Below are 12,408 nucleotides of genomic sequence, written 5' to 3'. Positions count from 1 at the left end.
CCCTGCCGTTCACGGTCAGGAGATCACAGTGAGTGTTGCGATCGAGCCTCAGGGGGTGAGGGTCGTCGTCTGGGGCGCCGGCTTCCCGCCGGCTGGGACTGTCACTGTGCATGTTTTGATCTTACCAACTCCGTGACAAGGGTCGGCCCTCGTCATATCCGGCCGCACTCTGGACGCCGACCGTGGCGAGGTCCGCGAATTCCGCGAGACTGCGGGCTCCTGCATAGGTGAATGAGCTGCGCACGCCCGAAGTGATGCCGTCGAGCAGGTCCTCGACTCCAGGAGATTCTGGGTCAATGTACATCGTCGACGAAGAAATGCCCTCTTCGAACAGGCCCTTGCGTGCCCGGGAGAAGGCAGACTCGGTGCGCGTCCTGTTCGCCACTGCTCGTGCCGAGGCCATGCCGAAGCTCTCTTTGTATCGGCGGCCCTCTCCATCGACGAGAAGGTCTCCCGGGGACTCATGGGTCCCGGCGAACCACGAGCCGACCATGACCTGCGATGCTCCTGCAGCCAGGGCCAGGGCCACATCGCGGGGATAGCGCACTCCCCCATCAGCCCACACATGCGCACCCAACTCTCGGGCCGCCTCGGCGCATTCGCGAACCGCAGAGAACTGCGGCCTGCCGACTGCTGTCATCATGCGCGTGGTGCACATGGCACCGGGACCGACTCCGACCTTGATGATCTGGGCACCCGCCGACACGAGGTCGCGAACACCGTCAGCAGTGACGACATTGCCGGCGACGATGGGCACTCCCAGGTCTGCGGCTGCAATCGAGCTCAGAGTATCGAGCATCTTGACCTGGTGCCCGTGCGCGGTGTCGACGACGAGGACATCGGCACCAGCGGCGACCAGCGCCGAGGCGCGTTCGACGGCATTGCCGTTGACTCCGACCGCGACTGCGATCTTCAGTCTGTTCTGATCATCGAGGTTGGGCGCGTAGATCGACGACCGCAGCAGCGACTTGGGAGTCAGCGACCCCAGCACTCTGTCTTCATCATCGACCACGGCGGCGAACGGTGTCCTGGACTCGTTCATGGTCTCGAACAGCGACTCCAGCTGTGCGTCGTCTGACCAGTCGACTTCTGTGGACCTGATCACATGCGGTGTCGCCTCGAGGAGTTCGGACACCGAGGTGAACCGGTCGACGTCCTTGAGGTTCGCTGAATCGATCACCCCTTCGAGCTTGCCGGCCTCGTCGACGACGACGCCGAAGCCGTGGGCGCGCTTGGCCAGAACGTGCAAGGCGCTCAGCACAGTGTCGTCGCGGGAGAAGCGCAGCGCCGAATCGAAGACGCGATCCCGCCCCTTCACCCATTTGATGGTGTCCTGAGCCGCGCTCAAAGGAATGTCCTGCGGCAATACGGCAAGACCGCCTCGGCGGGCCATCGTCTCTGCCATCCGACGTCCGGAGACGGCGGTCATATTTGCGGCCACGATCGGCGTTGTCGAGCCTGTCGGATCGGTCGTCGACAGGTCGACGTCGAAGCGTGAGGTCAGTGAGGACGAGTTCGGAACCAGGAACACATCCGAGTAGGTCAGATCATTATTCGGGTCATTTGAGATGAAACGCATAACACTATTGTCCCCTATGCGGACATACGTGGGCACATCGCGTTAGGCTGGAGATGTCGTTAAGCAGCAATTCTTGAATCAGGAAGTAGGCGATCAACGCCGTGTCCGTCAATACTCCGAACCGCACCGTCGACGACTTCGGGTCGAATGAGTGGTTGGTCGAGGAATTGTATGAGCAGTACAAGTCCGATAAGAACTCCGTCGACCAGTCATGGTGGCCGTTCTTCGACAAGTACGAAAAGAACGGGGATGGAGCAGCAGCGAAGACTGCCAAGGCCCAACCCGCCGCAGAGTCCAGCGCCAAGCCGGCTGCGAAGTCAAACTCCAAAGCAGCGCCCAAGGCCGCCGCGAAATCCGCAGACAAGTCTGCCAATTCGAAGGCAGACACCGTGCCAGATGACAGTCCCCGCGGAGTCTCCCCTTCCTCGGCTCAGACCGAGACCCTGAAGGCAGAGACGAAGTCCGTGCCGAAGGTCGTCGTGAAGGATACCGAGCCCAAGCCGGCTCCCGAAGAGACCGTCACTCCGCTGCGCGGTCCGGCGAAGCTGATCGCCAAGAACATGGACGATTCGATCGAGGTTCCCACGGCCACGTCCGTGCGAGCACTGCCGGCGAAGGCTCTCATCGACAACCGCATCGTCATCAACTCCCATCTCAAGCGGACCCGCGGTGGAAAGGTCTCCTTCACCCACCTCATCGGCTTCGCCGTCATCCGTGCGCTGCAGAACTTCCCCTCGCAGAACGTGTCCTATGACATCCGCGACGGCAAGCCGGTCATGGTCTCCCCCGCGCATATCAACTTCGGTCTCGCGATCGACGTCCCGAAGAAGGACGGGTCGCGCACCCTCCTGGTGCCGAACGTCAAGAAGGCCGAAACCCTGACCTTCCGCCAGTTCGTCGACGCCTACGACGGTCTCGTCGACAAGGCACGGCAGGGAAAACTCACCGCTGATGACTTCGCGGGCACCACTGTCTCACTGACCAACCCCGGTGGAATCGGAACCGTGCACTCAGTGCCGCGTCTGACCAAGGGCCAGGGCTGCATCATCGGCGTCGGAGCGCTTGACTACCCGGCAGAGTTCCAGGGTGCCAGCCAGAACACCATCAACAAGCTGGCTGTGTCCAAGGTGCTCACGCTGACCTCCACCTATGATCACCGCGTGATCCAGGGCGCAGGCTCCGGTGAGTTCCTCAAGCTCATCCACGGCTACCTCCTCGGTGAGGACGGCTTCTACGACGATGTCTTCGAATCGCTGCGTCTGCCCTACGAGCCCGTGCGCTGGGTCCCCGACGTCTCTGCCGAAGATCAGGACGATGTCAACAAGACCGCGCGCGTCATCGAGCTCATCGATGCCTACCGCACACGCGGCCACCTCATGGCCAACATCGACCCGCTCGTCTACCGGCAGCGCTCACACCCTGACCTCGACATCAATCAGCACGGTCTGACCCTGTGGGATCTCGAACGCGAGTTCCCCACCGGTGGTTTCGGCGCCAAGCCGATGATGCCCTTCCGCAGCATCCTCGGCCTCCTGCGCGAGAGCTACTGCCGCACAATCGGCTTCGAGTACATGCACATCGCCGATCCGCTGCAGCGTCGCTGGTTCCAGGCCAAGATCGAGGTACCCCACCAGGAGCTCACACGCTCCGAGCAGGGCCACATCCTGGGCCGTCTGAACGCAGCCGAAGCGTTTGAGACCTTCCTGCAGACGAAGTACATCGGACAGAAGCGCTTCAGCCTCGAGGGCGGCGAATCAGCCATCGTCCTCCTCGACGAGGTGCTCAACCAATCGGCAGACACCGGCATGGAACAGGTCGCCATCGGCATGGCCCACCGTGGACGTCTCAACGTGCTCACCAACATCGCAGGCAAGTCCTACGCGCAGATGTTCCGGGAGTTCGACGGAACCATGTCCCCGGACAGCGTCCAGGGCTCCGGCGACGTCAAGTACCACTTGGGCACCGAAGGATCCTTCACCTCCCCCGCCGGCAACTCCACCGATGTCTACGTCGCCGCCAACCCCAGCCATCTTGAGACCGTGGATCCGGTCCTCGAGGGGATCGTGCGCGCCAAGCAGGACTTCATCGACCAGGGCGAGGCCGGATACACCGTCCTCCCCGTCCTCGTCCACGGTGACGCGGCATTCGCCGGTCAGGGAGTCGTGACCGAGACGCTCAACCTCTCGGAGCTGCGCGGCTACCGCACCGGTGGAACCATCCACATCATCATCAACAACCAGGTCGGCTTCACCACGCCTCCGGCCTCAGCTCGCTCGTCGTTCTACTGCACCGACGTCGCGAAGTCGATCAACGCCCCGATCTTCCACGTCAACGGCGATGATCCCGAGGCCGTCGTGCGGGCCGCACGACTCGCGTTCGAGTACCGTCAGGAATTCAACCGCGACGTCATCATCGACCTCGTCTGCTACCGCCGTCGCGGACACAATGAGGGCGACGACCCATCGATGACGCAGCCGCTGATGTACTCCCTCATCGAGAAGAAGGGCTCGGTGCGCAAGCTCTACACCGAGTCGCTCGTGGGCAGAAAGTGCATCACCGACGCCGAGGCGAGCGAAGCCCTCAAGGACTACCAGTCGAAGCTGGAATCGGCGTTCGCCGAAACCAAGGAAGCCGAGACCGGATCCTACGACGGCGATGCATTCAACGCACCACACGTGCCCAGCGACATCGAGGCATACAACAACGCCGAGACGGCAATCAGCTCGGAGACTCTGCAGCACATCGGTCAGACCTTCGCCGATGTTCCCGAGAACTTCACGATCCACAAGAAGCTGCGCGCCCTCCTGGAGAAGCGCAAGGAGATGTCGCTGTCGGGCGGCATCGACTGGGGCTTCGCGGAGCTCTTGGCCTTCGGGTCGCTGCTCATGGACGGGATTCCTGTTCGGCTCGCCGGTCAGGATTCGCGTCGCGGCACCTTCGTGCAGCGTCATTCGGTGCTCATCGATGCCGTCAACGGCAACGAGTGGACACCGCTGCAGAACCTCAGTGACGAGCAGGCACGGTTCTGGGTCTACGACTCGCTGCTCAGCGAGTACGCTGCGGTCGGCTTCGAGTACGGCTACTCGGTCGAGCGCAAGGACGCCCTGGTCGCTTGGGAAGCCCAGTTCGGTGACTTCGCTCAGGGTGCTCAGTCTGTGATCGACGAATTCATCTCGTCCTCAGAGCAGAAGTGGCAGCAGAACTCCGGAGTCGTCATGCTCCTGCCTCACGGATACGAGGGACAGGGACCCGACCACTCCTCGGCTCGCATCGAGCGCTACCTGCAGCTGTGCGCCGAGTCGAACATGACGGTGGCACTGCCGTCGAATGGCGCATCGTACTTCCACCTGCTGCGCCGTCACGCGATGACGACGAACAAGCGTCCGCTCATCGTCTTCACCCCGAAGTCGATGCTCCGACTCAAGGCCGCTGCGAACTCACCCGAGGACTTCACCTCGGGAACGTTCCAGCCCGTCATCGATGATTCCGTCGTCGATCCCGATCAGGTCGACCGCGTCGTGATGGTCTCCGGCAAGCTCTACTGGGACCTGTTGGCGCAGCGCGACAAGCGCGAAGACAAGAAGACGGCCCTGGTCCGCGTCGAACAGCTCTACCCCCTCGACGAGGACTCCATCAAGGCTCTGCTCGAGCGGTACCCTGCCGGTGCACAGTTGGTCTGGGCCCAGGAAGAACCTGAGAACCAGGGCGCTTGGCCGTTCATGGCACTGAACATGCCGCAGCTCCTGGGCGATCGTGAGATCTCCGTGATCTCACGCCCAGCATCGGCTGCCACTGCTACCGGACTCAAGCATGTCCATGAAGTCCAGCAGCAGGAAGTCATCGACAGGATCTTCCGCCGGTGAGCTCCGTGACTCCGACGACCGTTGCTGTGGTCGGCGGCCCTCTGGTCGCCGGTCACGGTGATGGCCGTGGCCTCGGGTGGGTAGGACGTGTCACCGCCAGGACGCTTCCCAGCCTGCCCGATCTCAGAGTTTTTCCTCTGGCAGTTCCGCACGAGGACTCCTCAGGTCTGCATGCTCGCACCATCGCCGAGGCGTCTCTGAGGTTCACCTCCGACGGCGACAATCGCCTGGTGCTGGCTTTAGGTTCCGGCGATCTCGATTCCGGTCGGTCCGTTGCCCGGGCCCGGCTCGATGTCGCCAACGTGCTCGACGAGGCGTTGGCCCGGAAGGTGTCGGCCTTCGTCATCGGTCCTCCCCCGGAGTACAACTCCGACCGAAACCGCGGGATCGCTGAACTCAACACGAGCTTCTCAGATGTCGCAAAACGACGGGGCATCGCCTATGTCGATACGTTCACCCCGCTGCTGGGTCATCCCGTGTGGCAGCGTGAGATCTCATCCTCGCGAGACCATCTTCCGGCTCAGGAAGGCTACGGTCTCCTCGCGTGGCTGGTGTTGCACCGTGGTTGGTTCCCATGGCTGGGAGTCCAGGACGCCATGGGCGATTCCTGAACACCGTCGAGCAGCGACACTTTGCCCAGGCACAGTGGTCATGAAAGAATGAAGCATCTAGCGAAGGAGTTGTAATTATGAGCAAGCGCAGCCGCAAGCGTCACGACCGTCGTCGTTCCAACGCGAACCATGGTAAGCGTCCGAACGGCTGATTCTTTCGAATCAATCAGGACATGAGAAGAGGGCGGGGAGAATGATCATTCTCCCCGCCCTCTTCTGCTGCCTCTATCAGGCGATCAGGCTCCGGCGCCCGGCCACACCGTCTGTTCGGTGGCGATCCGCTGGCGAATCTTCTCCCGCAGACCCATCGGCGCCTGCTCCCGACTGCAGGACCTGCGCACCAGTTCCTTGAGCAGAGCTTCGATCTCATATTCGTCGTGACACGACGGGCACTGTTCGAGATGCACAGAGATCTCTCGGATCTCTGTCGTCGTCAGCTCACCGTCAAGATAGTGATAGATGCGCATCAGAGATTCAGCGCGCACGTTCTCACAGCATTCATCGCTCATTTTGCACCTCCCACAGGTTTGGAGAAGCCACGATCGGCTGCATAGTCTGCCAGCATGTCTCGCAGCTGACGCCGACCACGGTGCAGACGCGACATCACGGTGCCGATGGGTGTATCCATGATCTCAGCGATCTCCTTGTAGGGCAGACCTTCGACATCGGCATAGTAGACAACCATGCGGAAGTCTTCAGGCAGCTCCGACAACGCATCCTTGACATCAGAGTCCGGAAGATGATCAAGGGCCTCGAGTTCCGCTGAGCGACCACCCGAGGAGGAATGGCTCGCCGCTTGGGCAATCTGCCAGTCCTCGATATCCTCACCGCCGTGTTCCTGCGGCTGCCGCTGCTTCTTCCGGTAGTTGTTGATAAAAGTATTCGTGAGAATCCGGTACAGCCATGCCTTGAGGTTGGTTCCCGGCTTGTACTGATGGAACGCCGCATAGGCCTTCGCGTACGCCTCTTGAACGAGGTCTTCGGCATCGGCAGGGTTGCGGGTCATCCGCAGCGCAGCTGCGTAGAGCTGATTGAGATACTCCAGAGCGTCACGCTCGAAACGGGCCGAACGCTCGGCCTTGGTCTCGGGGACTTCTTTGACTGATTCGGTCATCGTAGTCAATGGTACGCCCGTTCTCTCCAGGACGGCAGTGGCGTTCACAGACTTCTCCTTCTGCCTATCGACTCGACACCGGCCAGGCTGACCCTCACCGGTGCGTATTCTCTGATTCAACACCGGGGCGAGCCCCCACTATTCCCGGACAACCGTTATGCTTGCCAGTGAGATGCCCGACACGTAGGAAGGACCATAGTGTCTCCAATCAGATTCCTCGCACGGCCCATGCTGGCCGCCGGCTACATCAGCAACGGCGTCGACCGTCTGCGTCGACCAGAAGCTGCGGCCGCATCGATCGGCCCGCTGCTCAATATGGCGCGCAAACGGATCGATGTGCCCATCGATGCTCCTACCCTGGCACGCGCCACCGGAGCGGCTCAGGTCGCTGCGGGATCGCTGTTGGCCATCGGTCGGTTCCCGCGTGTGAGTGCCACGATCCTCGTCGGCACCTACCTCCTCGACACCGTCGGTGAGCGCATCGCAGCGGACAAGACCACGTCGAAGGACGACAAGCGGGCACGCACTGAGCGCACGCTGATTCGCACCTCGATGCTCGGCGGCGCACTGCTGGCCAGCGTCGACACGGCAGGTAAGCCAGGACTCTGGTGGCGAACACAGCATGCTGCTGAAGATCTCTGGTCCTCAGTCGAAGACACCTCCAAGCAAGCGATGAGTGCGCTTGGCGTTGACTGACACACCCGATCTCACCGCACCCGCCACCGGCGATTGGCTTGCGCCGGTCGCCGGTGGCGGCGTCACTGCCACTGTCAGCGTTCCCGGCTCGAAGTCTCTGACCAACCGCTATCTCGTCCTTGCTGCACTGGCTGAGTCGAATTCGGTCATACGAGGATGGCTGCGCAGCCGTGACACGCTGCTCATGGTTGAGGCGCTGAAAGCTCTCGGTGCCGACATCGACGAGGTCGACGGCAGCCTACACATCACACCCATCGACTTCTCCGCACAGCGCGAAGGTCCCCCGATCACCATCGACTGCGGCCTGGCTGGAACCGTCATGCGCTTCGTTCCCCCACTCGCTGCCGCCACCGGACGAGAGGTCATCCTCGACGGTGACGCACAGGCCAGAGTCAGGCCGATGTCTGTGATCATCGACGCTCTGACCCACCTCGGCGTCTCCATCACTGCAGAAGACAATCTGCTGCCGATGACGATCCACGCTCAGTCCCACCTGCGCGGTGGACACCTCGAGATCGATGCCAGCGCCTCGAGCCAGTTCGTCTCGGGGATGCTGCTGACTGCTCCGGCCATGCCCCTGGGAATCGAACTCGTCAACCGCGGCGAGACCGTGCCCAGCCGGGCCCACGTCGATATGACGCTGGAAGTCCTCGCCGATGCCGGGGTCGACGTCACAGAACCGCAACCTGAACACTGGATCGTCGAACCGGGACTGCCGCGCGGGCTCGATGTCCAGGTCGAACCCGACCTATCCAATGCTGCGGCCTTCGTCGCTGCCGCTCTGGCCACTGAGGGAGACGTCACCGTCCTCGACTGGCCGGCGCATACAACCCAGGCCGGCGATGGGTTCCGAAGCATCGTCGAAGCATTCGGCGGCACCGTGACCCTGGACAGACACGGTCTCCGGGTCCAAGGACCGAAGGTTCTGCAGGCCGTCGACCTCGACCTCTCCGCCATCGGCGAACTCACACCAGTCGTTGCCGCCCTGGCAGCCATGGCCGAGGGAACCTCAAGGCTGACTGGCATCGGCCACCTCCGCGGACATGAGACTGATCGGCTCTCTGCGCTGCACCGCGAGCTCAGTGCCATCGGCATTCACGTCGTTGAGCAGCCGACGTCTCTGACGATCACCGGCGCAAATCCACACTCCGGGTTGTGGCATACGTACAACGATCACCGAATGGTCATGGCCGGTGCCCTTCTGGGACTCCGCGTTGACGGGCTGGTCATCGAAAACGCCGACACCGTGGCGAAGACATTGCCGGAATTCACCCAGCTGTGGGAAGCCATGCTGAGTCGGCTGGCCTGAGATGTCACGGATCTACCGCGACGAGGACTACCGTCCTCGGCCGAACAGACGCGGTTCCAGACCGCGGACGAAGAACAGACCGAACCACGATGCAGCCATCGAGGGACTCGTCACTGCCGTTGACCGCGGACGCTATCGTGTCGTCGTCGCCGAAGGCAGGGGCACGGATGTCTCCGCGTCGAATGCCGCCACTTCCAGGGTTACGGCAGTAAGGGCTTCCCACCTGCGCAAAGACGCTGTGGTCCCTGGTGACATCGTCAAACTCGTCGGCGACACCTCAGGCAGCAAGGGCTCCCTGGCGCGACTGGTCGAAATCACGAAGCGACGCACTCTGCTGCGCCGCAGCGCCGATGACACCGATCCGACCGAGCGCGTGATCGTCGCCAATGTCGATGTCATGGGCATCGTCACCGCAACAGAAGATCCCGAACCCTCGTTCGGGCTCATCGATCGTGCCCTGACAGCGGCCTTCGATGCCGGGATCACTCCCCTGCTCATCGTCACCAAAACCGATCTGAAACCAGCCGATGAGATCATTCGACGGTTCTCGGCGACTGGAATCGAGATCATCTCCTCGGGACTCAGCCCTGACGGAAGACTCACGGATGCAACTGTCTTCGATCGCCTGCACGGGCAGATCAGCGTGTTGATCGGACACTCCGGCGTCGGCAAATCTACCCTGATGAATGCTCTGGTCCCCCGCGCAGACAGAGCTACCGGCCACGTGAATGATGTGACCGGGCGCGGCCGACACACCTCGTCCTCGGCGATCTGCCTCCCACTGGACGGAGGAGGCTGGCTCGTCGACACCCCGGGAGTCCGCAGCTTCGGACTTGCACACGTCGATCGGGACACGCTGATCTCGGCATTCCCAGAGCTCGTCGAGGCCACTGCAGAGTGTCCACGCGGCTGCACCCATCAGGCAGACGCACCGGGCTGTCGACTCGATGCCTGGGTCAGCGACGGCAAGGCGGGCCCTGGTGGAGTCTCACGCTTGGAGTCACTGCGCAGGCTGCTGCCCACGACTGGATAAGGTGGAGCTATGAACGATCTCGACCTGGCAACCGAACTCGCCGACCTCGCGGATTCCATCAGCTACCGTCACTTCGTGGCCCAGGATTTCACCGTCGAGACCAAACCCGACCTGACCCCCGTCACCGAATGCGACCGGGCCGTAGAAGCGGCTATCGTGGACAGGCTCAAGCGTGAGCGTCCGGATGACAGCGTTCTCGGCGAAGAATTCGGATCCTACGGAACCTCGCCGAGGCGGTGGATCATCGATCCGATCGACGGCACGAAGAACTACGTCAGAGGAGTGCCCATCTGGGCGACTCTGATCTCGCTCTACGATGGACAGACGCCGCTCCTCGGCGTAGTCTCAGCGCCCGCTTTGGGCCGCCGCTGGTGGGCCGAGGCTGGTCACGGAGCCTTCACCTCGGCGCTGGGGGAACCGGCTAGACAGATACACGTGTCTGCCGTCGATTCCCTCGAAGACGCATCGATGTCCTATGCCTCACTGTCAGGGTGGAAGCAGCTGGGGGTCCTCGATGAGTTCCTCGACCTCTGTGATTCCCTGTGGCGAACTCGAGGCTACGGCGACTTCTACTCATACATGCTCCTGGCCGAGGGAGCAGTGGACCTCGCCTGCGAGCCGGAGTTGGAACTCTACGATATGGGCGCGCTGGTCCCGATCGTTCTCGAAGCGGGCGGAACCTTCACCAACACCGCCGGAATCGACGGTCCCTTCGGCGGCAACGCTCTCGCCAGCAACTCCCGGCTGCACGAATCTGCCCTTGATCGGCTTGGCCGAGTCGCGCCCGCGACGGTTCGCACCGACGCGCAGGCCTGAGTACGAACAACCGCCCAGAATTCGCTGAAGAAGAGGAAGACAGATGCCCGATGTGATGCGTGCCGATCTGTGGCATTCGATGGCTGATGCAGCCGGCCTGATCAATGCCGACGGAACAATCGGCGAAACGATCTACGGTCAGATGACAGCGTTCGCTGCCCAGACCGGGGCAGTGAATCTGGGACAGGGAGCACCAGGCACCGATGCTCCGCCTGAGCTCATCGACGCCGCTGCCCAGGCTATGCGGGAAGGCTACAACCAGTACGCTCCCGGGCAGGGTTTTCCATCACTGCTTGAGGCCGTGGCCGAACAACGACATCACGATTTCGGCCAAGAGGTGTCTCCAGAGCAGGTGCTCTATACGTGTGGGGCGACAGAGGGCCTCACCGCAGCGATCTTGGCTCTGCTCCCCCGAGGTGGGACCGTTCTCGCTTTCGAGCCGTACTACGACTCCTACCCGGCCGCGATCGCCGCCGCGGGCGGAACACTCGTCACCGTGCCGATCCTGCCGACAGGAGAAGGAGGATTCGCACCTGATTGGGCCTGCTTCGAGGACGCTGTGGCCGCACCCGAGTCCGCCCCTTCGATCATCCTCGTCAACACACCCCACAATCCGACCGGCTTCATGTTCAGCAGAGAGGATCTGGCTCGCATCGGCGACGCTGCGGCCAAGGCCGATGCCTGGGTCCTCACCGATGAGGTGTATGAGCAGTTGATTCTCGATGACACACCTCATGTGCCTCCGGCCGTTGCAATTGAGGACAGTGCACGAGCCGTCACAGTCTCCTCAGCCGGGAAATCATGGAACGCGACGGGATGGAAGATCGGGTGGGTCATCGCCGAGCCAGAGGTCAGAGAGGCCATTCAAGCGGTCAAACAGTTCCTCACCTTCACAGCGAGCGGCCCCATGCAGATCGGGCTGGCGCGCACGCTGACCGGGGATTCGACCTTCATTTCCGATAACCGGAAGTCCTTGCAGGAAAGAGCCGAGGTACTAGTGCCGGCTTGCCGAGCCGTCCCCGGAGTCATCGCATCGACTCCGGCCGCAGGATATTTCACTGTCGTCGACTTCTCGGCTCTGACAGATCTGGACGCATTTGCACTCAATGAGCTGCTGGCCCGACGTTATTCGCTCGTCGGAATACCAGTACCTGCGCTGTGCAGGCAGGGCTCACCTGCACACACTGCCTACAGATCATCGATCCGCTATTCGTTCTGCAAGTCGCCTGCCGATGTTGAGCGAGGGGCGCAGCTGTTCAACCAGCTCGCCTCCGAGCTGCGACTCAACCCGAATGCACTGCGCGTCCGCGCCTGAACACCCATTCTGCTCCGTGAGCACGGAACAGAATGCGTTGACGGAAGAACATAGAGCAGGGGGCGGACCGCA

The 12,408-nt window shown here is 62.2% G+C and carries 11 protein-coding genes; 8 read left to right on the top strand and 3 right to left on the bottom strand.

The genetic code is table 11. The features are described from left to right. Positions 1–121: 121 nt before the first annotated feature. Entirely contained in the window at positions 122–1,579 is a 1,458-nt protein-coding gene (locus PGC08_RS08970; protein WP_009885378.1) for a GuaB1 family IMP dehydrogenase-related protein, read from the bottom strand. A gap of 101 nt (positions 1,580–1,680) precedes the next feature. Here PGC08_RS08970 and PGC08_RS08965 point away from each other — a divergent pair, with 101 nt between their 5' ends. The 3 genes from PGC08_RS08965 to PGC08_RS19580 all read left to right on the top strand — a co-directional run bounded on the left by PGC08_RS08965 (position 1,681) and on the right by PGC08_RS19580 (position 6,205). Further along, positions 1,681–5,442, top strand: coding sequence for a multifunctional oxoglutarate decarboxylase/oxoglutarate dehydrogenase thiamine pyrophosphate-binding subunit/dihydrolipoyllysine-residue succinyltransferase subunit (locus PGC08_RS08965; protein ID WP_009885379.1), 3,762 nt, complete (start codon positions 1,681–1,683; stop codon positions 5,440–5,442). Beyond that, positions 5,439–6,053: a GDSL-type esterase/lipase family protein gene (locus PGC08_RS08960; protein WP_009885380.1), complete on the top strand. Its 615-nt coding sequence runs from the start codon at positions 5,439–5,441 to the stop codon at positions 6,051–6,053. The genes PGC08_RS08965 and PGC08_RS08960 overlap by 4 nt, the downstream gene beginning before the upstream one ends. Before the next feature lie 77 nt (positions 6,054–6,130). After that, positions 6,131–6,205 (top strand): 50S ribosomal protein bL37, encoded by a 75-nt coding sequence (locus PGC08_RS19580; protein WP_373270343.1) that lies wholly within the window; start codon positions 6,131–6,133, stop codon positions 6,203–6,205. Between the two features lie 84 nt (positions 6,206–6,289). Here the strand turns inward: PGC08_RS19580 and rsrA are convergent, their stop codons facing one another. Beyond that, positions 6,290–6,562 carry a mycothiol system anti-sigma-R factor gene (gene rsrA, locus PGC08_RS08955; protein ID WP_009885381.1) on the bottom strand — a complete coding sequence of 91 codons (273 nt, stop codon included), beginning with the start codon at positions 6,560–6,562 and terminating at the stop codon, positions 6,290–6,292. Further along, positions 6,559–7,197, bottom strand: coding sequence for a sigma-70 family RNA polymerase sigma factor (locus tag PGC08_RS08950; RefSeq protein WP_371860661.1), 639 nt, complete (start codon positions 7,195–7,197; stop codon positions 6,559–6,561). The genes rsrA and PGC08_RS08950 overlap by 4 nt, the downstream gene beginning before the upstream one ends. 168 nt (positions 7,198–7,365) lie before the next feature. Here PGC08_RS08950 and PGC08_RS08945 point away from each other — a divergent pair, with 168 nt between their 5' ends. The 5 genes from PGC08_RS08945 to PGC08_RS08925 are packed head-to-tail and all read left to right on the top strand — an operon-like array spanning position 7,366 to position 12,336. Continuing rightward, positions 7,366–7,863, top strand: coding sequence for a DoxX family protein (locus tag PGC08_RS08945; RefSeq protein WP_009885383.1), 498 nt, complete (start codon positions 7,366–7,368; stop codon positions 7,861–7,863). Next, a complete protein-coding gene (aroA, locus tag PGC08_RS08940; protein ID WP_009885384.1) occupies positions 7,856–9,172 on the top strand; it encodes a 3-phosphoshikimate 1-carboxyvinyltransferase in 1,317 nt (438 codons plus the stop codon). Before PGC08_RS08945 ends, aroA begins: the two co-directional genes overlap by 8 nt. A gap of 1 nt (position 9,173) precedes the next feature. Next, entirely contained in the window at positions 9,174–10,205 is a 1,032-nt protein-coding gene (gene rsgA, locus PGC08_RS08935) for a ribosome small subunit-dependent GTPase A (protein ID WP_096160657.1), read from the top strand. Between the two features lie 9 nt (positions 10,206–10,214). After that, on the top strand, positions 10,215–11,021 hold the full coding sequence (gene hisN, locus PGC08_RS08930) for a histidinol-phosphatase (RefSeq protein WP_101638809.1): 807 nt from the start codon (positions 10,215–10,217) through the stop codon (positions 11,019–11,021). A 43-nt stretch (positions 11,022–11,064) separates the two neighbouring features. Further along, a complete protein-coding gene (locus PGC08_RS08925) occupies positions 11,065–12,336 on the top strand; it encodes an aminotransferase class I/II-fold pyridoxal phosphate-dependent enzyme (RefSeq protein WP_271709988.1) in 1,272 nt (423 codons plus the stop codon). Positions 12,337–12,408: the final 72 nt, after the last annotated feature.

It is taken from the genome of Brevibacterium sp. BDJS002 (assembly GCF_028201555.1).
GTDB classification, from domain to species: Bacteria; Actinomycetota; Actinomycetes; order Actinomycetales; family Brevibacteriaceae; genus Brevibacterium; species Brevibacterium aurantiacum.
Note: the sequence above shows the minus strand (reverse complement) of the source record. Positions and strands in the feature narration are given on the sequence as shown.

Coding starts and splice junctions, on each gene's coding strand:
- PGC08_RS08970 (WP_009885378.1), bottom strand. CDS start 1,579: ATGCGTTTCATCTCAAATGACCCGAATAATGATCTGACCTACTCGGAT.
- rsrA (WP_009885381.1), bottom strand. CDS start 6,562: ATGAGCGATGAATGCTGTGAGAACGTGCGCGCTGAATCTCTGATGCGC.
- rsgA (WP_096160657.1), top strand. CDS start 9,174: ATGTCACGGATCTACCGCGACGAGGACTACCGTCCTCGGCCGAACAGA.
- hisN (WP_101638809.1), top strand. CDS start 10,215: ATGAACGATCTCGACCTGGCAACCGAACTCGCCGACCTCGCGGATTCC.
- PGC08_RS08925 (WP_271709988.1), top strand. CDS start 11,065: ATGCCCGATGTGATGCGTGCCGATCTGTGGCATTCGATGGCTGATGCA.